The organism is Photorhabdus asymbiotica (assembly GCF_003634575.1).
Lineage (GTDB): Bacteria > Pseudomonadota > Gammaproteobacteria > Enterobacterales > Enterobacteriaceae > Photorhabdus > Photorhabdus asymbiotica.
The window spans coordinates 233425-256615 of the sequence record NZ_RBLJ01000001.1 but is presented as its reverse complement, the minus strand read 5'-3'; the positions used below and the strand labels follow the sequence as shown (position 1 = coordinate 256615).

The window sequence follows — 23191 nt, the reverse complement described above, 5'->3', positions numbered from 1 at the left end:
TTCTAGTACAGTTTAAAATTAATAAGGCGAGAAAACATTCCTCGCCTTAATTTAGTGTTTCAGGTAATACAAAAAGACCTTTTAATTATCAATCAACAGAAAAGGGGCGATGCTGACGATTTTTTCTGTAACGTAATGATGATGCAGATTTACCGCAATAACCGAATAAATTATTGCTCCGTCAGGCGTGAGTGCCGCTTCCCGTCGCCGACGTGAAAGAATGACAGTTGGTTCCAGCTTGGGTTCATAACCACCGCCAAGACCGGTATCATGAACTGATTTCATGTTTATTCTGTTCAATTCCTCACGACAAGCAACAAAGGTTATTTCGTCGTACTTTGACATCCTTTCGTCTGTTTTCATCAGGGCAAAAATATCGGATAATTTTTTACGGTTTCCTGCTTCTGGACTAACTAATAAGGCATCATATTTACTGGTAACAGTTTCGTCTGCTCTATTTTTCCATATTGCCGCCTTAACTTCTTCATCCGGCATTTTTTCGTAATATTTGATACCGTAATTTCTAACCTTACCATGGTTTGATGTATTAGCTTCGACTCCGGTAGCAAGTAAATAGTTTTCAACATCATCAGTAGTCATATTCTGAATATCGTTTACGGTAAACGTCTTATCACCTATTTTTACACTGCTTGAACTTACTTTGCTTTTGCTACCTGATTCAATGGTTGCATAAGGTTGCACAGTAAAATCACTATTACCCAATGTGACATCAAAAGGGGAATTCAATGGATTTTCTGGTGCTTCCAATAATGTCTTGCCGTGAGGGCCAAGGAATTGGATTGTTTTTCCTGCTGGGACTTGTGTTGCGGCACTATCAGAGAAAAAATATCCATGCGAACTCAACATCAATTTATTTGCAGGTTCATTCGGTACCGTCCATAATTGAAATGCACCACCAAGTTCAATTTTTTGTGGTTCAAATTGAGGATAGCTTTCTTTTAAAAGTTTAACCCTGGCTTCCGCTTTTGTTTTCCTCATATCACCAATGCCAATATCTGTTTCAGGTTGCTTATTCGCTTTCCGCCATTCTCTCACTCTATTTCGGTAATCAGTTGCTGATTCGTTTGGCATTTTTTCAGGTTTTCCATTACCCACGCCCATTACATTTCTGTGTGATTCATTGAGGTTTATTTTGGTATTGGTCAGTGGGATTTGACTATCACCTTTACCAGAATAAGGTCGGATAACATACTCACTTTTGCCTTTAAATATGGCATATTCTGCTCTGAATCTATTTTCTGTCAATAAAGCGGAATTATTTTCTAGTAAATAATTGGGATCACTGAAATCAAATAATGTATTTTTATCGTTGGCATAATATTTTGTTCCCACAATCCGCGACTCTTCCAGTAAAGAAAAACCACCACTGACTTTCTGGTCAATCGCTTTATTATCAATAGAAGTAAACCATGTTGGATAGCGATTATAGTAGATATGTAACATCTCGTGATATAAAGCGATAGCGGGGTCACGAGCGCGCCAGGGTTCGTCAATAAGTTTTTCTTCTGTGCCAATAAGATGATTCTCTGGATCAAAGGCGATGCTGCTGCCAGCGCTGTTACTGGCATAAAATTTCCCATCTTTTTCGCGGATAATGGCGCTCATCGTCGGAGGCCGTATATTTAAACCCTGTTTTTTAAGTTCCTGAATAACAATATTGCCGGATGGTATTTCATCTATTTCATTGAGTGCGTGAGTAACTTGATTAATGAATTCATCATTACCTGTTATTGTGATCCCGACAGGAGGGATATTTATATAATTACTCTCTAACGATGTATATTGTACCGTTTTTGAGATATTGCCTGAAGTATATTGTGGCATTAATGCAGTAGGTATTTCCTCGATGGCAAGTGCAATTTTATTTGCTGCTAATTGGTTGGATAATTGATTTTCAACTGGGAAGACTTTTCTCAATAAATAAGGAAGTTCAGTTTTTATAGCATTGATTTTTTCAACCGAAATACTCAGATTGTTTTGTAATGGTAATACGACATCACGTATCCAGGCTTGTTGAATACTCATTATTTCTGCGCTAAGTATCGCTTTTTTATCTCCAAGTTTTATCGATTTTTCGAAGAAATGGGTTAATGTGTCCGTAATATCTGATAGTTTATCAACATCATATCTTTCATAATCTTTGAATGCGGTATTGATATGAATAAATGCATCCAATATATTATTGTTATTAATATTGCTGCGTGCCGCTTCAAGTTCCTGCTCTATTCTTTTACTCTGCTCCAGGATAAGAAACTTATTAGATACATCGGCATGAGTAATCCAATGTCCATCTTTATCTAATTTAACCGCGGGCCAGTAACTAAATTGTTCAGGATAGGTTGGATTGACGACGCGCCAGGTGTGATTGGCATCATCCCATTTAACTTGATAGTTAGCACCAGACTCCTTTATATAGTAGTTTTGTTTAATTGCTGATTCTACATTAGTGGGGCGTATTGAATAAATTCCTTTATATATTTCTCCGCCATTTGAATGAGGTACTATCCCGTCGAGTGGAAGATTATTGACTTTCCATTCATTTTTAAGTTTACCTAATCCTCTGGTACTTTTGCCGAAAATATCAGCGAAACTTTTCTCAAGTTTAATGCTATTTCTCATTGCACCGACTGCGCTGATTACGCCCCGGTAAGTTAAGGTTAGTGTCGATCTGATAGGTAAAGGTTCGATTAAATCAATTAATCCACTGAGTATAATTCCAGAGGATTGACGTAAGGTTATTATTCCATGCTCAGGTAGTGTCCTGACCACTGCTGTAATTAAAGCTCTGCCAGTCAGACCAGCTTGTCTTAGGCGCAATGTAGTTTGTGTGACTTTTGCGGCCATTGATTCAGTCAATGACATACCCAGAGTAGCAACAACCAACAGCACATTTGCGGTATCAAAGACAATTGAACCAATATCTTCTCCCGTTAATGTATATTCACTATCGGTTGTTGATTTATAGATAACATTATAGAAAGGAATAAGAATAGTTGCTGCTATATGCCAACCAGAGGTAATATCCAGCGCCTGTTTACTTTTTATTGCGATATCGTTTAAACCTTGCTGTATTACTGTTGCTGTTACAGAAAGTAAGTTCTCTTCTTTATAAAAATTAAATTTAGGTGAACCCGTGAAGCTAATTCCTACATTCATTCCTGAAGTGATACCATAATAATCATTCCAGAACGCGTCGTAAGAATATTTATATCTGCTGGTTTGTGCGAAGCCACTCAAGGTCTTAGCCCGTTCATAACCAGTCGGGAGAAGTCTTTTTCCGGTGTTGACCATCATATTTGGCATCAATATTCCCATGCCTATTTCCATTTTTCGCTCAATCAAAAATAGTGCATTGGGTTTGGACATGGCACGTAAGATAGGATGGCTATCAACTTGCTGCGGGGAATATTTTTTTGCTTTCACGCCGCCTTGTATCGTTGAGATAACCAACCAATTGCCTTGATACATTTTTATCATGGCGACATTTCCCATACCCTGTTCGACTGAATAGAGAAAAGCTTCTTCTGGTGGGTTAATAATCTCTTTGACAGTTAATTGCGCTGCGGGAGATGACAATATTAATTTACTGAGTGAAATGGATTCATAATGACTATATTTATTCTTATAAACATTAAATTGTTCATTAAAATTGTATTGTGAGTCAAATTTATCTCTTTTTTTGAAATCAATAAAAGAGAAATATCCGACTGGCTTTACATTATTTTTGTTGAAGGGATTGAGTTTTTGCTTGTCATTTTCAAATAATTTTATTGTTTCTAATGTGGAATAATTAAGTGCTTGTTCTGTATTAGCATTCTCTTTTCTCATTCGATAAATGATCGCTGCGGTTAAAATAATACAGCCTTCCATTTCAATATGTTTTGATTCTTGAGAAAGAACATGATTAGTATCATATTGAATATTATGTTTTTTAAATAATACCTCAGCCTGATCTTGAGCAAAAATAATATCGCGATAATCACCATGACCTTTAGTTATTTTTTCGACTTTAGGCGCAATTTGATAAAGTAGAGCACCTAATGAAGATAAGATTAATAAATGATATTTAGCAGCTTGCAGTGTTTGCAGTTCAAATATATCTTTCTGGCTATATTCGGTACGATTTTGTTTTTTTAGTGTTATCTCTTCTTTGGCTAATTGGGCTAATAGTATATCATCACCAATGTTAATACTTTGTTCTGTTTCTGAATGAGTAATAGGTATGCCTGGATTAATATTATTTGAGGTAACTAAACTCGCTACTTTTTCAATCCCTTTTTTATAGGATTTGAAAAGATCTGCTTTATCCTTAATTCGTTGGTTATAATCTGATTTTTCTTTATCACCTAACTCTATATTGCCATTTGACATGAAAGTGAGTAATGCATCTGAATAGATTTCATCATCGATATCTCCGGTGGAGAATGCCTGACGATATATTTTTAGTAAAGGTTCTTCGGCATTGATACCAAGTTCTTCCCATATATCCACTTTGGTATTATTTGAGTCTTTTTTGTCCTGATTGATTTTTTCCAGTTTGTCATAAATTTCTATTTTTGCTGTTAAAATATTTATTGCTGTATCGATATCGCTGGTATTATAATTTTTTATAAAAAATAGGTTGAATATATTATTAATATTATGTAATAATTCAGAATATTTTATTTCAGAGTATTCATTGAAAACAGCATTCACTGCATTTTTTAAAGTATGTTGTAATTCGGCTGAAAATTTTTGATAAGAAAATAAGTTTTCTATTATATATAGACTCATTTCTTTAATATCAGATGTTATCCAGATTGGGTCATTTTGATTGCCTTTCATTAAGGAAATAAAAGTTTTATTGTTATTTTCATTACCTTCTCGCTCATATTGCCAATATTTTCCATTGACTACAGTATATTCCTTGTTTTTTACCTGATAAGTATCGTTTTTATCTATGATATCGTATTCGGAATTTGACATATAATCCTCCAAGTTGATTAATTTTATTATTTATATGGTTATCATGTTCAGTTAATTCACAGAAATGACTATTTGTACCAAAATATTTTGTTGTAATTTCTAGTCATAATCGTAAGGCAGAGTGATTATAATTAAACTGATGTAATATCAAATATCAATTAATAACAATAAAAAACTATTAATTGGTTCAATTATATATAAATATTTATCTATTATTTTTTATACCCAATAGATTTCGAGTTGCAGCGCGGCGGCAAGTGAATGAATCCCCAGGAGCATAGATAACTATGTGACTGGGGTGAGAGAAGGCAGCCAACAAAGCAGCAGCTTGAAAGATGAAGGGGATATACGGATGGCAGCAAATCAGTACAGCAGTTGAGAAATAGAATAGCAGGGTATTCATGGGTGATAGGTGTTTTGGTGAAGACTCCTTGTGATAAGTTGTAAACAGGGGAAATAGTAAATATTTGTAAACGGATGAAAGAGGAGATGTTCTTACTCAAGAAGGGGAAGAGGGTTAAGTAAAGGGTGCGTGATGGTTAACGCCCCCTTGTACTTAGGGAATTACACAAATAAATCACGATTGCGCAATTGAAAATGAATTTATAAAATTACTTTATACTTTTCTATTTGACGTGGATATTAATAGTATCAGATTCTTTTTCTGATTTTCCTCTAATATTCTCTTTTTCGGTGCCAATTTCGCTACTACAGCAATAGTCTTGTTTCATAATAACGGGTTGACGTCGGGTTTTATCTAAAAGTAGGCCGGTGACATCTGGCCGTGAATAATGTCCGACGGGGTCTGCAACCCCTTTTGCTAAGGTAATCGCACTGAGATCGATATCTGCATACAATAACCCCTCTTCATTAGGGGGTAATGGTTTGGCAATCTGTTTACCATCTGGTCCGTAAATACAGGCATAACCTCCACCTGTCTCTAGTAGAGCTTTGTGTTCTTCAGTTTGGCACATCATATCAATCATTTCTTGAGAAACCAGAGCGCAGGCACCAATGAAGAAACATTGGCCTTCCAGTGCATATACACTACTGACAGCGGTATTCATTTCGCCTGTCAGGCCATGAACTTTCCCTTTATAAATGGAAAAGCTTGGCCAGGCACCAACATGTACTTGTTCATCTTGAGCAAACATAGCGTATTTTGATAAAGGTTGAATATGTTCCCAGCAATTTAGGGCGCCAACCTTACCGAGAGGTGTTTTAACAATGCTCAGATCGCTACCATCACCCTCACCAAAAATTGTTCTTTCTACATGAGTGGGCTTTAATTTTCTTCTTGTTAACAATGTCTTGCCAGTTTGGTCAATGATAGATTGAGACATATAAAGACTGCCTTTATCTTTTTCACTGAAACCAAGTACCACCATAATATTATTATCTGCGGCCGCCTGTTCAATACGTTGGTATTGCTTGCTATCTATAACCAATGAATTGTTGTGATACTGTTTAAGGAATTGCATGCCCCAGAGAGGGGAATCTAACCAGATAAACCATGGATAGCCCGGTATCCAGGTTTCAGAGAAAGCAATCAACTTAGCGCCATTATTGGCCGCTGATTCAATTAATGTGATAGTTTTTGCAACGGTAGCTTCAAGATCAAGAAAAACAGGTGCTGCTTGAACGGCGGCAACACGATATGTTGTATTTGTTGACATGATTAGTTTTTCTCTTTGGTGTAGGGACAACTATCATAATGTGGATTTTAAACCAAATGGTATAGAATTTGCGCTTTATTTTAGAATATATAACTGTGGCCACATTTTTTTAGTAAAAAATACCTTTTTTATATTGTGCTATTTTTCTGTGAAATATTTGTCATTTATTCATATAAAAAACTTATTGACATGTGAAATTTAACAGATCGATCTGATGGTGTTAATTTGATATCGATCGCATATCGAACTGAACCGGGATTGCGATGATGTTTTTATGCTCATTGAGATCAAAAAAATCCCTGACAATATTTGCCAGAGATTTTTTTATAAAATACTATTTTTGTGTTTGATTAATGGATATTCGTTCTTGCTTTCTGAGTTCATGAATCCATTGCTTATTCTTGACCATTTGGTACAAGTTCAATTCGTCCACGATTCCCGTTGGATCAGCGCTTAACCATCTGCCTAACTTACAGAGAGTTTGGGGATTTACTTAAAAGATAGCTATGACTTTGTTAACCCTGATGAATTTCTTGGAGTTTGGAGTAGAGATGGAGTTTTAAGTAAAGTGAAAACAGTTGTATACCTGGGTTTTTATAAAGATAATATGTGGAGAGAGTTGGCGACAGGAGAATATTCAAAATACGTCCCTGTATATAATGTAAATTTTAGAGAATGGCAAAGAAAATACAATAAAGGAGGAGATTTTATTGTATTTTCAGATGTTTTATGGGTTTCTCCTTTGCCAAAAGATATACCCGCTTAACTTGAAGATGCAGGATTCATAACCTGGAAGTTGTCATTAATACGGCACGACAGGTTCCCGGCCAGTTCCGGTAATATTTCCGTAAAAAAGCGATGTATTGCCTGCTTGAACAAGGTCGTCGAGGCGAAATAATGGTTATTCCTGACTTGTTCATTCATCACCTTCCACAGCCTTTCTATCGGGTTCAGATTCGGGCTGTACGGTGGCAGGTAATGAAGCTCAATATTCATCACATAAGCCCAGTCTTTCACCAGCCTGCTTCGGTGGTAACCGGCTCCGTCAAGGATAATATGAACCTTCTGACTGACCGGATAGGTTTCACGCAGAGCAATGAAAAACTCGGCGATGTGATAACTGTCGATACGGTCATACTCGCGTACTACCGTTTGACTAATATCAGCCAGATTAAGGGCCCCCATCAGGTTCAGACGGGGACGGCTTCCCGTGGTTTTCACTATATTTTCTGGCCTTTACGCATCCAGCCATAAGCCAGTTTCGTCCCCTGCGTGGGATGGACGCCATCAATGAACAGGATGGGTTCATGGTTTCCGGCTTCCTGCTTGAGTTTCCCGTAGGTTTCTATAAAGGCCCGCTGCTGTTCCGCGTTGAACTTGTGTGGCACGCCGGTCGGTTTTTTATAACTGAATCCCTTGTGGTGCAGCCATTTATTCATGCCGGGAACGGTGTAACGGATATTCCACGCTTCTTTGACAAGGCGGATAACCGCCTGTGTGGTGGGCAGAAGATTTGCGGTCAGATAAGCGATAAGTTCCTGCGTCTGTGTTTCGCTGAGGTGGCTCTGAGAGCCGCCATTTTCGGGCTTCAGTTTGCGGTGATTAAGGTAATCGCTGATATGACGATTAACGGTCGTTTCATGCAGGCGCAGGGCCTGAGCGATCATGACAGAACTCCAGCCCTCAGAGGCCAGAAGGACCGCTTTGATGCGGTCACACTCCCTCTTATCATGGCAGGTGTGATGGAGGTGCTCAAGTTCGGCTTTTTATTCATCGGTAATGAATATTTTCATGACGGATACCCTGAACCTCATTTGGGCGAAAATCAAGCAGTTTCAATGAGCACAGGTATAGAGGCTTTTTTATTATTTTTTATGATGTTAAATAGTATTTACATATAACTACAACTACAAAACACCATGAAAAAACTACTCGAATTACGCCTGCAAAGAGCCGATTTAACCACCCGGATGCGTACCTTCTTGCCAGGGCAGAAAACGAAAAGCGTTCACTGACCAAGGATATAGCAGCGAACGCTTATAGTGCCGGTGCCGCAGGAATGCTACCGTCTTTCAGGGGGCCTGATAATCAACCGATCAGTTTTTTTGTTATTGAAGTCTCTGTGTGCTTTGCGAAGGGATGATAAGAAATTTGGATCTTGTGCAGTGTAGTACAAATATCGTGCTGATAGGGTAAATGAATCTGCATTTTCCAGCGCTTTTCTGGCGCCAGTGGCACGGCGCTGTTTTTCTGTTCTATCCTGCTCATTGGCCGGTGGCATAAGTATACTCAGCAAGTCGGTTAAGTCGTGTGAGCCTGGGCTGGATAAAACACCAATATATTTATGATCTTGAGTACGCAATACGCCATGAGATAATTCGTGAATGGCAATATGGGCGACATGCTCGCGACCTAATAGGGGATCTTCATACACTCTTTTCAGCGCATCAGCATACACATTCACGTAGATACTTTTATTTCCTTCTGACCATTTTTTATACTCATCAACATTTAAATCGGCAACGGTGCTGGATGAACCTGATTTATCCTGTTGATAATGAACATGTTTGGTGGTTTTCAACTTGTCTAGCCCATAAATAACGCTGTCGATACGTTTTTTCCATTGTGGCAGTTGTTCAATATCTTGGTGGCCCCCAAAAAATATTCTGTAGATTTCAAGGGCGTTTTCACTATTTTTGCTATCTTTTAAAAAGTTACTGGCTATTTTGAGTTGATTAATCGCTATTTTTTTACCTTCCTTAAAGATTGCTTGAGCTTTATCGTTTGCATTGGTTCCCGACTCATCCTGATAACGAATTGGGTTATTCTTGACCATTCGGTACAAGTTCAATCCGTCCACGGTTCCCGCTGGATCGGCGCTTAGCCATCTACCTAACCAAGGCTGATAGTAACGGTGTCGGTAGTAATACAACCCCGTTTTATCTCGTTCTTTACCTGAATATCTGACGGTTTTGTAACTGGCTTCAATTTGGTTTCTTGCGGTCCATATTGCGGTACCTCCGTATGGATAATATTCTTCCTGACTGATGATTTTACCTTTGGTGTCTAGCTCCATAACGTTACTCTCAATCAGATTGTCGTAACTGTAACGTACTTGATTATTAGCTATGTCATTGGGTTTTCCTGCCGACCAATGCAATATTCGCACTTGTGTTCGCTCGGTTTCCACCATGGTGATAACTTGCAGATCTTCAGTTGTGTTGGTGCCTGATTTCGTTGTCCGCAGTTCCAACCCAGGTAGATAAGTGACTTGCTGCTGCTGCGTACTGTTACCCGTCTGCTGTTCACTGACTTTCAGGATGCGCGCTGAACCCGCATTGTAGCGGTACCATTCCCGGTCTGTTGCGCTATTATCACGATTGATTGTCGTTGCTTGCTGTAGCTCGCCTCTCTGATTCCAGCTTAGATTTTGTCCTGTCGGCAACGATATCTGATGCCCACTTGCATCAAACTGAGCATCCACTTCTCTTGGCGTCAGTCCGTTATGGCTCAGTACCGCCCGATTACTGCGGTTGGATACTGTTATTTCTGTCGTGTAAATATTGTGGCTTGCTGGTGCACGATGCTGAATTTTCGTCAGATTATTGCCCCGGTCATAACTGTAAGTACGGGTGTATGTGGTATATACCTTGTCATCAGAGGAAAGAGGAACAAGTGGTGTAGGCATTTTGTTGTTTTGTTGACCAATATCAGCCATTTCGCGACCGGTAGACTGAATAAGTTGATATAGAGAGTCATAGGTGTAAGTGTTCCTGGGAGACACTTTCTGATTGCGCCAGAAATGGGTTGCTTCTGCACGATTGAGAATACTGACTATGTTACCTACCGGATCATATTCATAGAGTAAATCTTGGAGTAATTTCTCACTAAAAACGTGTCCTTTGGAACGTTGGGTAGTGATATTGATTAATCGCTGGGTATCAGGCTCATAAGAGTATTTTGTGACGACGCCGTTACCATGCTCTTCGCGTATCTTTTGACCTGATTCCGAATAGGCTAGGGATTTGACGATGATCTGTTCCAATTGCCCATTCAGTGTCAACCAACTGCTTTTCAGTTGCCCGGTTACGTTGTATGCCAGACGCTGCATATTTTCTTTAGCGTCGGTTTGGGTCAGAGGTGCACCGGTGGCATCTGTTGTACTTTGTGTAGTGTGAACCTCGTTTTTTAGTTTATTTTGCCAGACTGACTCGTTATCACCGGCCCAATCTGGCATTTGATCATCCTTTAGCAATTGCAATGACTGAGATAAGTGTGCACCGGTCAGAGACAAACTGTTGAGCTGATCCAGCCCAGCTGTATCGTAGTGACGCATATACTGACCAGCCAGGTTAAGGTCTTTCTCCGCTTGAGAATTACCGGCCCAGATGAAATGCTCGATAACTCGTGGTACTGCTTCATTAGCAGATTGCTCACTGACTGATAGCAAGCGGCCAGGCAATGAGTTGGCTTCATATTGCCAGGTTTTCACTACGCCCATGGCGTTTACGTTCAAAGCGGGACGATCTTCAATATCGCTGAGTGTCACCGTACCGCCAGCATCGATACTTACCGTATGCAACACTCTGCCTAACAGATCGTGCTGCCAGTAGAAATTAGGTTGCACAGTATTATCTTTCTGCATCAGGTCATAGAGGCGCGGATCAAGGCTTTGGGTTAGATTTCCGCGTAAATCATACTGATGACGGGTAATAAGTGTGTCGGTATCGCCACCTGCTTTGGCTCGGTGGAAGACTATCTCCCGCACAGTCAGGTTCCGGTTATCCAATACCGTGACGGTGGGAGTGCCAGCACATATGGCCGGGTCGAAAGTGGATATCATTTTATTCTCCTTAATTTGATGATTGTCCTAAAAGAAGTGGAAATGTTGAATTTGCAGGACCGAATTTCTATCGATGAAGTTGTTAGGGATAGTTGTGAATTAGGGTTCTTTAGGCTCATAGTTGAAGACTTCAAATTCTTGCCCCAGACCGATTTCCAGGCTGTACCAAGATTTTGGCCAAAAATCGTCAGTAAACCAGTGAGAAAATGAGACTTTATCCGGAAAGTTGAATTCACCGAAGTTGGGATCAAAAAAAGTGACACCTTTCTGGTCATCTACATAGGCAGCGACAGTATGTCCAGCCATTTTTCCGAGAAAACTGATCTTCTTGTAGCCTGATCCTTTATCACCCGTATCCAGAATAGCGCGTAATAGGTCTTTTGTACCTCTGGTACCGGTTTCACCCACTATCTTGGATGAGTGTTCGTTCATGTTGTCATTTTTTTGCCTGTTTGGTTGAATGCCTTGTGTACCAAGCCAGTACTCTGTCATTGTACTTTGTTCATCATCCAGATAGCCGTCCATCTGTAACTGCTTAATGGAAAACAACGTGTCGATATGAAATTTTCCTTTTTGGCCCCCGACATAGAGTTGATCGAAGATGCTTTCACCTTTGGCATGGGCGCTTATCCAGTGAGCAGATATAGACTCACAGACACCGCCTGAGGTGTCTTTGTGTTTCATGATTTGGTCCAGGAAGGTACCTTTGGTTTGGGCAAATTTGAAGGTGACTTGACCCCCGTATTTACTTGCCGAATTTCGAACTTTCCCTAATCGGGTCCTGACCCCGAGATGCATGATCCTATCCATTATCATGCCAGGGGAGAATCGACTCTCTTGGTTTTTTTGACCATCGGTGGTTAGCTCCCGATCGAGCATAGAATGGCCTGGTAGGTTACGTTGCAGAGTGGCCGAAAAACGCTCGCGTAACCCCGGCCTTTTTCTATTAGTGTATTGAGAATTAAGTTCCAATGGGCTAGTCATATCCATGTTTTCCTCATTATTTCCAACAGCATCATCCAACTTAATTGCTGACTTTTTCTGTTTTTCTTTCTTATTATATTCACGTTCCATATTATTACCTTTAGATTATAATTGGAAAATTAAGTTTAATTTTCCAATTGTTGAATGTGATTATGATAGTTAAAAAATATCTTTTAAGTATATTATCAACTATCAGTACGAGATCTTATATTTCTTGGTTTCTTGCGTTTTGGAAAAACAAATGATGATGACGGTATATCGGCGTCACTGTCGTGTATTGGCACCGATTTTTTTTCTTCAAAGATTATTTTTTCTTCTGGTATGGTGTTCTTTTTCTCTATAAGCGATTGGCTTGGATTAAGATTAGCAATCTGTTTGATCTCTTCTGGATCATTAATTACACGTGTAATAGCGAGGCCTGGAATTTCTGGTGAAATTAGCACTTCTTTGTCTGCAAAGGCGTTTTGAGCAATGTCGCTATTGGTGGTACTAAAGAAGGTATTATTTGGTTTATTCAGATCGAAGATTTTAGTGGTGTCAGGCAGCTTATTAACGTCGATCTCTATTATTGGAGACCATGTTTTTTCTGGTCTCAGTCTTCTTTCTGATGCGGGTCCAATCCCATTCCAATTCCTTACCGTATTTTGCACGGCCCCTGGTTTGTCACCTGTAGAGATATAAGGGCTTAATGCATCATCACCGGAAACATGTTGTGCAATAGGGGTATTAGCACTGGGAGAGGTTGCTATAATTGAAGCATGTGTTGGCCATGTTTTTAATTTTTTATATTCCGCGGCTCTATCCAGATGTTTATCTTTAAGTTCGGTAAATAGATTACCATCAGGTGGCACGGATACTTGATCTTTTGTAATGGGATCGCGTTTATTCGAGGCTACCATACGGATTGCACGGAATAGTTTTTCTCGACCAGTTCTATTAATAAAATTCTGCGGTGTTTCATATTCATCTTCCATATTAGGCGTATTTTGATTGTTTCTGGATAAATCTAATACGGGAGAAAATGATTTTTCTTCATAATTATCTGACTGTGTTGAGAGTTTTCTTTTTCTATCATTGGTTTTAGCGTATTCATACACCATAATTAGCACCTATAAGTTTTTAGTGAGAAGTATTCATCTTGGGTCTTGTTATATTAGCGATTGCACGGTAGCTAAGATGTTAATTGAATACGGGATACTTCAACCACATCATCATAACATTTGCGTTGATTAATATTGTCAGCCTGAGCGGTAAAGCGATTATTTTCGTCTACCTTGAGAGCCGGTAAACCAAGACGATGGGTAATGCCTGGTAAAAAGTGATCAATACCTTCATGGGATTGCAGATGAGCATTACCATAAATGGCAACAAACTTCTCTTCCGCAGGCAATTGTTGTAAACGCTCAACCGCCACGTTATTCGCGGCACCAGCACGATACATCAGGCTGTGTTCGCCTTCGGCTGGACGCGTTGTACTGTTGTTATCTAGGGCAATGATTTTCATCTGCTTACTTCTGGCTTGTTCAAACAAATTCACAGATAAATGTTTGGTCTTAAGCATTGCGGCCAATTCAGCCGGCATGGGTTCATTCTCACTTGTCAGGAATTTATCTATCAATGGTTGAGCTAAATCTGAGCGTAAGTGCTCCAGACCAATGACTGTCACGCCATGCGCTTTTAATGCATCCATCTGCTCTTCGACAAAACGTAATCCGTTCAGATCTGAGCCATGACTTTCACCGATCAGTAATCCTTGACGATCTTTAAGTAAAAAAGACAACTGGCTGTTCAGATCCACGCTGTTGTCCAGTTGATGATTAAATTGCGTCAGCGCATCCGGGGAAAATTGCTGATCCCAGGCAGCCACATCCGTGTTATGCGAGCTGTGATATATTGCTTCCATTTGTGCCAATCTGCCTTGTTCCAGTTGGGTCAGATAGGCAGGATTAGCGAATCGGTTGAGTAAAATTGCCTCTTGTGATTTGGCAGAACCGGGTTCGGCTTGTTTGGCTGCCTCTTTAAGGAAATAGACCGCCATCTTCACGCTTTCAACTCCTCCGGTCATATCTAGCAGTTCGTTATAGCTGTAGCCAAGATGGACCTGTTTATTCTGTTCATCAAGCCGGGTATGAGTCAGTAACCCTTGATTTTGGGCAGTATCCAACCACGTTTTGAATTCACCAAATTGATCGCCTAGCTCGACATGGAATTTAGGTTCAAAAGGTAGATCGTTAGGAATTTTCCCCTGATAGCCTGATTTGGCCGCAAGATAGGGATCTTCTTTCACCCAGCGTACCATCAGATCGGTCAGCCCAGGTGTATTACCTTTGGCTTCATCACGGGCAATCTGGTAGATCTGTGATGCCATTGCAGGACGGGTTTCCGCCATTTCCAATAATGGGTGGCGTACTTCCTGCAACGTTCCGGTAAACATCAAATCCCCCAATTGCGTCTGTGTTCTTCTCAGGGCAGCATTACGTTTAGAATCAGGATGTTCTTCAAGGTAGCGGGTAATGCGTCGATGCAATTCGAAACCTGCCGTCAATTGCTCATTCCCACTTAGATTATGGAGATGCTCAAGTCCATCCAGAATTCCCTGATAGGAGGGACCAATTTGTTTGGCAAAGACCGCAGCCTCTTTACGTAAATTATTGCTGGTGATGAGGTCATGGAGTAATGGATTATTCTGCTTACTTTGAGGCAATTCGAGTGCCTGTTCAGATGATTTCTCTTTATCATTGCCTAATTGTATCGACGGTTTTCTTTTTCTTTCGACGGTTTTATCGTGCTCAAATACCATATTATCACCTGTGAATTTTCAGTAAGAGGCATGTTGGAAATAAATACTATATGGATTGATTCTTGTCATTTTATTTTTTAAAAATAAAGTTAAGTGTATTTTAATATATAAATAAAGTGATTTTATAAAAAACATTAATTAGTACTGAAATGGTTTTTTATCAATAGAGATTTTAAACGCCTGTTAATTTATCATATTTATATTCTGAAACAATAATACCAATATCATTTATCCTAACAACAGCACTATGACTATTTACCCATGTTGAAAGAATACCTTTTATTCTGGGTAAATAATCCAAATGGGTAATGCCAGAAACTTCAATAATTACATTTTTATTATTTTGATTTTCATTATTTTCTTTAGCAGGTTTGGTTGTCAGATTCACTTTCGCAAGAGCAAGACGAACATCTTGTGTGCCACCTAAATCGGCACCCAATTTGCTAAATAAGGCTTGGTTGATTTGCGAATTATCCAGATTTGATTTTTGATCCACAGAAGTGGAAATTTGGCTAATGGGCTTTATGACATCTTTAATATTTTGCAGTTTTACCGGTGCGGTAATTGAATATAATAAAGAAAGGCGAGGGCGATTGCCAAGCGCTTGCCAAAAGTTACCTAAGCTATTTAGATTTTCTTGAGGTGGAATGACTCTGGTATATGCGCCAGGAATTTTAGGTAATTGTCGGTTGTTAACCAATGCATTTAAAATAGCAGTCATGACTTGTGCCGCTTGATTATTGGGTTGACTATCAGGGGTAGAACTGTCGCTTGATGGATTACTTGAATGCCAGTAAGTAATTAAATAGTTATAATTAATATTTACCCATCCCGGCAATAATGAGCTGGTGGTAGGATGATAACTTCTTGGTTCAGCAGAACGTAATTGTAGGTCTTCATGTATATCATAAAGAAATATACTCACTGTAGGGGTTGATGGGATTGAATTTATTTCTGGTAGATCAAAGCGGATATCAATATTAGTTAAATACTGAGATAAAATATCATTTAATGCGTTATTAACTTCAAGAATCGCATTATTAGGGTTAATTATATTTGTCATATTCACTCCAATTCTATATACCCTTCATCCTTCAAGTTGCTGCTTTGTTGGCTGCTTTCACTCACCCCAGTCACATAGTTATCTATGCTCCTGGGGATTCGTTCACTTGCCGCCGCGCTGCAACTCGAAATTTATTGGGTATAAATGATTAAAAAATCAATCGGCCCGTTTTATTTAATTCAAGTATCAATGCTCGCGCTATATGTTTATTTTCAATTTGATCACTATTATTATCTGTAGCTAATATTGATGATAATAAGGCAATATTTCTGATATTAGCACCGGTCAGATTTGCCTGTTTAGCCAAATGCTCAAAATCAAGTTGATCTGATAACTTAAGTTGTTCAGGCCAAATTGCCTGCCACATTGCTTTGCGTAATGCTTCATCGGGATAAGTAAAGCGGGTAATAAAGGTAAAGCGGCGATTAAACGCACTATCCAAATGGTTGCGATTGTTAGTCGCTAAAATCACTAATCCCGGATAATTTTCTAGTCGCTGTAATAAATAAGAAACTTCAATATTGGCATGTCTATCTTGGGCATCTTTGGTTTCACTGCGTTTACCGAATAAGGCATCGGCTTCATCGAAAAACAGCACCCCGGAATCCGCTTCGGCCAGATCGAAAATACGGGAGATATTTTTTTCGGTTTCACCGATGTATTTATTCACCACGGTAGAAAGATCTACCTTAATCAGATCAACACCAAGATAGCTGGCAATCACTTCTGCGGCCATGGTTTTCCCCGTCCCGGATTCACCGTAAAATAGGGCGCTAATACCAGTACCATAGCTGATTTTTTCCCGAAAACCTGCGCCCAGAATTTGGTCACGGTAATTAATTGCTGCGATGATTTCTTTCAACTGTTGAGTTAAGTCAGCGGAAATAACCAAATCATTAAAACTTCGTTTTGGTGTCATACGCTGGGCTAATTTACCGAAATTTTGTTGGGCGCGGCAATTTAATGCCTTACGTAGATCAGATTCTTTCAATTGATCTTCCGGTTGTCGGAGGATTTGGTATTGATGAGCTTCCTTGATAATTAACGGTAATGTTTCTGCTGTAAATGAAAAACGTTGACATAATTGAGTTATATTAATTCCTTTAGTGACATTATCTGGCAAACTGGCTTCCAGCATCGTTTTTTTATCTGCCAGCGTCGCCGGTGGCATATTAATTTGCACTATCGGCAGGTGTTTAACCCATGCTAATGATTCTTCTGACTCTGCCAGACAAACCACACGTAATTTGGGTTGATTCAGTAGAGCTGATAATTCTCTATGCGATATTCTCTTTTCCTCTGCCAGCAAAGAAAAGTTACGGATTAATAAACAGGCATTATGTAGCCGGGTTTCTCGTATTGCATCTATTAGCAGATTGAGTATTGAGGTGGTGCACTCTTCATCTGGCAGGTGAAATAAATCGAACGTTAAAGTGTTAATGCCGTGAATTCCCATAATATTACTGACTGCCAGTTCTCTGGCGCTGTCCTGTTTTCCTTTAAGAACCACCAGCGGGCGTATTTCGTCCGTTTCATTCAGCAATATTTTTTCAAATGCATGACCAAGGATTGGTGGATACCAAGTCTGTGAGGTTGGAATATGCCAGTAAGCGCAGGATATTAAGGGAGGTAAAATGACGCGCTGACCGGATAAAAAAGACCAGACTGCATTGTGAGTTAAAAATTGAGTTTGTAGCCAAATGGGTTCCTCTTGGTTATTGAGTCGTAATAAATGGTGATTGATTAATGGAGCTTGCGGTAAAAAGTGGTGTTGAAATAATTGCCAGTTACTTTGATGTTGGCTAAATAATTCAATCGCTAAATCAAAACTGGGCCACTGTTTTTTACTGTTACCGTGCAGAGTAGCAAATAACGCATGATAGCGGTTGTCAAAATGCGGTAATAAACCTAGCAATAACACATCACGTTCAAATTCAGTGAGTTTAAAACGCGTGACTAGCAGTGATAATGTGCCGGAAGCAGAATGATTTTCTGTTTCTGTATCACCAGCGCCGGTATTTGCTGTTAGCCAATGAGGAATACCCAACGGTTTTGCTAGACGTTGTTCTAATTCATCTTCTTCAAGCAAAAAACTTTCTGGCAATGAATCGTATTTGTCTCTCTTTTGGTAATAGTGACGTTGTAACAGCAGATCGATGCGCTCCAAATGGGAATAAATCCAGCGTAGATCGACTATTCTATATTGATGTTCTTTCATATAAACCTTGTCAATGTTTTACCAGTTGATTAATAAAGGGCGATCCAGCCAGGGAAGTTTGGCGATATTTAACGGCCAGGGCCAGTTATTTAACAGTGCATCGAATGGTTGAGGTTGTACCGTAATTTTGATTTCCTGCTCATTTGTCAGCAATTCCCCCGGGCGTTGTAAAAACAATTGGCGGCTATCATTGCGGCTTAATTTTTTCCAGGCAGGAAGTTGACTGATAACTGCATCTAACCATTGTTCTATTACCTGTTGTTTTTCTGGCTCAATAGGGATTGATTCCGTGTCCTCATCGGCAATTAACCCACACAGAACGCAATTCAATATTTTTCGTTCTGTCTGTGTTTCTTCGTTTCCCCAAATGAGATAATCAAGTAGATTAACAGCCCTAAATTGAGCTTGACGATGAATAAATTTTTGTTTTTCAAACAGGCCGAATTGGTTAAATAGAGTAGGTAACATCGGCCACAGAACTAATATTCCAGCATTATTGACCTGACGTGGTGGAGGGTGTTCAGGTAATAACAGCGGTTCGGAAGTCATGGATGATTTTTTATCAGATTTATTTTTATTCCCGTGTTTGGCAATAAAGCGCTCCGATAGATGTTGGTATTCTTCAATTGACAGCTGTTTTTTACATAACTGTGAAATTCGCTTTGTTTGCCACAGTTGTTCCAGCCACTTATTCAGTGGGGAATGGTTGGTTATAACTTGGCGAAATAATGCAATAATTGGTGCTGTATTAATGGCATTGTCATTGAGTTCCGTTGTAATGAGTGATATGACTTTCGCATCGGGTTCAGGTATTTCCTGTGTATTATGTCGCTGTATATATTTCAGCGCATTCAGTATCAATTGCCAGGTGGAAACCGATTCCTGCTGATAGGGTGATATATTGATCTTTTCAGATAATTTACGATTAATGGCGGTTAATAAAGCTGTTTTTTTGATAGCCAGGAGTTTTTTCAGGCTATGTGTGGATAAACAGCTTTTTGCCAATAATAGTGTCCAATTGTTTTGTATCTGGGGTAATTGGTTAATTAATTGCTTAATATTGATGTCAGTAATTTCACGATTATTGATTTCCTCTATTGGGTTTAATATAGAATCTTTTCGATATAAGTAATAAATAAATTTCTCAATATCAGTTTGATTATTTACCTGATATTGGCTCAATGCTTGACTCAGAATAGTATTAAGCCGAATAACAAACTGTGAATTAAAACTATTTAATCGTATTTCGCCAAGATTCAGGGTGAGTGTCTTCAGGTAGATAGTCTGATTAACAACATATTGGTTAAAGTATGAATCAAAGAGTTTGTTTATACTGGATTGATTAAGCAGGGAGCCATGCAATACTTTTTTAGCTGCCTGTGCGTTATTCGCTTCAATAGTAATGATAATCCGATTTAACAGATTTGGTGCTGAGATCATATTAATATTCTCTTTGTAATTAACAGATATGAAGAAACCTGAGTATGAAATATGTCATTATAATGAGCTGAAGATTGTTTTTATGATGTTTGATATTATAAGATAAATATGGGTTAATGTTCTGTAAGAATTATTACTGTGCTTCTATATAGCTGCTGGACCTTCTTGCTGAAGTAGAAGGTTTTTTCCCAAGTGTTAATGTTTCTAGAATTTTATATGCGTGATCACCTAAAGGAGCGCCATTATTTTGCCAAACTTTATAAGTACTGGCAAATTTTTCGAATTCTTCCGATGATAGCCAATGAATAACGAGTGAGATATGCGCGGGTAATTCAGATAAAATCTCAGTTTTTACCCAAGACTCTAATTTATAGAGATCGACTGTGCCCCTCTCAATTAATTCTCGATTCAGTACTGCACTGACAACAAATGAAAAATGGTCAGTTTGGGCATATTTTTCACCAGAGAAATGCCAGCGATAGTGCGATGTGTTGTTTTCTGATGGAAAATTATTTTCCAGGTCTGTATTTTTCCTAAGTAATATTTGTCTATTAATACGATCAAATTTTACTACGTGCGTTTTAAACTCATAATTAGGGTTAGCTTTCAATATAATTTCGTCATTCTCTGCGATGATATCAGGAGAAAACAAATTATTTGGATCGCTGATAGTAATCCAGCACTCATTTTCTTTTGTAGAATCTGTATCAATATAAGTAAGTTCATATTTATATTCATCCGAATATCCGTACCCATTGTCTTTTAGAGAAGAGCAAGAATAATATGATGCTTCTCTTTTTGGCGGAAAATTATTTATTGATGTCGCATCTTTTATAATCAGAATTTTTTTGTTGTTATAATCAAGCCGCACGACTTTGGTTTTAAGTTCATAATCGGATTGAATTTTTAGTGTGATTTCATCATTCTCTCCGATCATAGCAGGGAAAGCACTTTGATTGTTAATGGTAATCCATCGTTCATTTTCCGCTTTTTCCAGTTGTTCTCCATTGGCATAAACCAATTGATAATCCATATCTTCCATCCATATTAAGCTATTGTGCCAGCTCAGATTATTCGTTTGTTCAAACGCGTGTTGCACTTTGTCCAGATTGTCTCTGAGATCACGGCTATTATTAATGCTAATGGTGAATGTATCTCTTGTCACTTCAGTTATCATTAAGTTTAGCAATGTAAATTCATCATAGCCCTCACGAAATTCCAGGTTAATAACTTGACCTTGCAGTAACCGACCCGCTGAATCTTTCTGTGTGATTTTTAATTTATCATTTTCAATTTCCAGAGAATTAGGTTGTTGCTCAATATAGAATTTTATATCAGGTTTTACTGGTAAGAGCCTACGATGTTCAATGAGGTAGAAAGGAAGGTGAGCTAAGTCAGGCTCTGCTTTGAAACATTCTCCTCCCAGACCTAATCGGGCAGCGATACGTTTTTGCAGTGCTGATACTTTATCAATCCGAATATTGTTACGCTGATAAGTCAGTTTTGGCTGTTGAGCCAGATATTCGCGCTGAGTAGATAGAAAATCTTTTTTAGTCTGAGGTTCTGTTAATGATGATTGTGGTGGGTCTGGTGATAGTCGTGGGATTGCACATTGAGCCCCAAAATATCTTAACAAATAATCTAGAATAACGAGTTCCTTGTCGTAGTCATCGGCATTATTATCGATTTTCGTAGCATTATTGTTTAAATTAGATACTATGTCCTTATGAACATGTTGACCAACCGTATTTTCTTTAAAAGGCCATTGAATGCCATGTACCGTATTTCCTCGTTGTTTAAAAGCTAATAGTCTTGGCAATAAAGCAAGTTCAGCGCAGTTATTCGCTAGCATTTGTTCAAAAGGCAGCATAAATTGATGCAACTGTAGCTGTTGTTGGGTATTAGTTTGTAATCCATAGCAAGCGGGTAATTTATTGCTTATCGGATAGTAATCCAGGACTTTGCGATGTTTACCCCAGTTCAATAATTCTGGCTGTGTATTAATTAGTGGTTCTGTCATTATGTTTTTTTCTATCTGTTGTTTAGTAATAGCAATTTTAATTCCCCCTTTTGCCGTGATGGTGAGTGGGCTTGTTGGTGAGGTAATTAATTCTAATGGAGTATCTCCCCATAGTTTTGGGTAATATCCCGGAGCGATTTCCCAAGACCAATTATCATTTGGTAACTTAGAAATTTTTTTATCAGGCTTATCCAATGTAAATTGGGTAATATGTTTCACCCCTTTGATAGCCAGTAACTGATTAATTAAAGGACTGAGATTTAATACGGTAGGGTGAGTATAATCTTTGGTTTGAGGTAATTTCGGTATCCAACCGTGGTGTAAATAAGGGCCTTCAAATATTTGTTCCTGACTGTAACCCAGTTCTTTCATCGCTTGAGTGGTATAACGTAATGGTTTTTCAAGCACCATTTGTTCTGCAATCATATAAACTTTAGCAAATATATCAGCAATATCTTTGGCGTCATCATCAAGCTGAATATCAATTTTCAATGACAGTTTAATGGGTTCTAGCCAAATAATTTTACTGACCGATTCTCCTAAGTTTCGGTTATCTTTCAGAAAAATGTTGAGTCTTTCTTCAGCCAGGGTGTTATCGAGCTGGGTTTTCCGACTGGGAAGTAAATAGAGCCAATAGTTTCCTCTCAGTGTTAACTGTAATTGTTCGCTGTATTGGTCTTGAGTAAAACTGTATTCGCGTTTTTCTTTGTTATACCAATATGAATAGCGTTGATTTTCCGGTTCACGAATGAGCTGTGCATCATTAAAGAAAAAATAACCTTCAACGGTGTTATCACTACGCAAATCTAACAAAGCTCGACGGTAATCTTCCGCGGTAATTGGGCCGCAGGTCAGTATTTGTTGTGGACCAAATTCTTTGGGAAAAATGCCATCATCTATTCGTTCATTTTCTTGAGGAGTAAGCAAATCTCGCAGTGGCAATGTGTGGCGATAGGCCAGATCGGATGCGCCATAACAACAGGCTTCTAATAAAGTAATGCCGGGATCATTTTCACCTGTATTATTCCAGAGCTGCCCCGATTGTTGTTCAATAACGGCTTTTGCCTGGGCGAATAAAGAATCAAAGGTAATATCGTCTTTAATGATAGGAAATAGCATATCTCGATTATTCATTTGTTAATTCCTTAGGTTGGGGAAGTT

General features: G+C 38.8%; 11 protein-coding genes and 1 pseudogene. 1 reads left to right on the top strand and 11 read right to left on the bottom strand.

The window, feature by feature from the left end; genetic code table 11:
* Nucleotides 1–81: 81 nt before the first annotated feature.
* Nucleotides 82–4986, bottom strand: coding sequence for a putative adhesin (locus BDD30_RS00985; protein WP_015834225.1), 4905 nt, complete (start codon nucleotides 4984–4986; stop codon nucleotides 82–84).
* 626 nt (nucleotides 4987–5612) lie between these two features.
* On the bottom strand, nucleotides 5613–6662 hold the full coding sequence (locus BDD30_RS00975; RefSeq protein WP_015834226.1) for a carbon-nitrogen hydrolase family protein: 1050 nt from the start codon (nucleotides 6660–6662) through the stop codon (nucleotides 5613–5615).
* Between the two features lie 481 nt (nucleotides 6663–7143).
* Between BDD30_RS00975 and BDD30_RS23960 the strand changes: the two genes are divergently transcribed.
* A complete protein-coding gene (locus tag BDD30_RS23960) occupies nucleotides 7144–7428 on the top strand; it encodes a DUF6402 family protein (protein ID WP_041381838.1) in 285 nt (94 codons plus the stop codon).
* On the opposite strand, the pseudogene BDD30_RS00965 reads toward BDD30_RS23960, so the two are convergent.
* The 9 genes and pseudogenes from BDD30_RS00965 to BDD30_RS00925 all read right to left on the bottom strand — a co-directional run bounded on the left by BDD30_RS00965 (nucleotide 7425) and on the right by BDD30_RS00925 (nucleotide 23164).
* Nucleotides 7425–8455, bottom strand: a pseudogene (locus tag BDD30_RS00965) (IS630 family transposase). The gene BDD30_RS23960 and the pseudogene BDD30_RS00965 overlap by 4 nt on opposite strands.
* A 269-nt stretch (nucleotides 8456–8724) precedes the next feature.
* Complete coding sequence (locus BDD30_RS00960) at nucleotides 8725–11505, bottom strand: RHS repeat domain-containing protein (protein ID WP_015834231.1); 2781 nt, start codon at nucleotides 11503–11505, stop codon at nucleotides 8725–8727.
* 99 nt (nucleotides 11506–11604) lie between these two features.
* Nucleotides 11605–12579 (bottom strand): YopT-type cysteine protease domain-containing protein, encoded by a 975-nt coding sequence (locus BDD30_RS00955; RefSeq protein ID WP_015834232.1) that lies wholly within the window; start codon nucleotides 12577–12579, stop codon nucleotides 11605–11607.
* A gap of 95 nt (nucleotides 12580–12674) precedes the next feature.
* Complete coding sequence (locus tag BDD30_RS00950; protein ID WP_015834233.1) at nucleotides 12675–13589, bottom strand: hypothetical protein; 915 nt, start codon at nucleotides 13587–13589, stop codon at nucleotides 12675–12677.
* A gap of 71 nt (nucleotides 13590–13660) precedes the next feature.
* Nucleotides 13661–15289, bottom strand: coding sequence for a membrane-targeted effector domain-containing toxin (locus BDD30_RS00945; RefSeq protein ID WP_015834234.1), 1629 nt, complete (start codon nucleotides 15287–15289; stop codon nucleotides 13661–13663).
* Between the two features lie 172 nt (nucleotides 15290–15461).
* Entirely contained in the window at nucleotides 15462–16352 is an 891-nt protein-coding gene (locus BDD30_RS00940) for a Pvc16 family protein (protein ID WP_015834235.1), read from the bottom strand.
* 148 nt (nucleotides 16353–16500) lie between these two features.
* Nucleotides 16501–18570 carry an ATP-binding protein gene (locus BDD30_RS00935; RefSeq protein WP_015834236.1) on the bottom strand — a complete coding sequence of 690 codons (2070 nt, stop codon included), beginning with the start codon at nucleotides 18568–18570 and terminating at the stop codon, nucleotides 16501–16503.
* Nucleotides 18571–18588: 18 nt separating this feature from the next.
* The gene (locus BDD30_RS00930; RefSeq protein WP_015834237.1) at nucleotides 18589–20010 is read right to left on the bottom strand and encodes a contractile injection system tape measure protein; all 1422 of its coding nucleotides are present in this window, start codon (nucleotides 20008–20010) and stop codon (nucleotides 18589–18591) included.
* A gap of 133 nt (nucleotides 20011–20143) precedes the next feature.
* Nucleotides 20144–23164: a hypothetical protein gene (locus BDD30_RS00925; RefSeq protein ID WP_015834238.1), complete on the bottom strand. Its 3021-nt coding sequence runs from the start codon at nucleotides 23162–23164 to the stop codon at nucleotides 20144–20146.
* Nucleotides 23165–23191 lie beyond the last annotated feature (27 nt).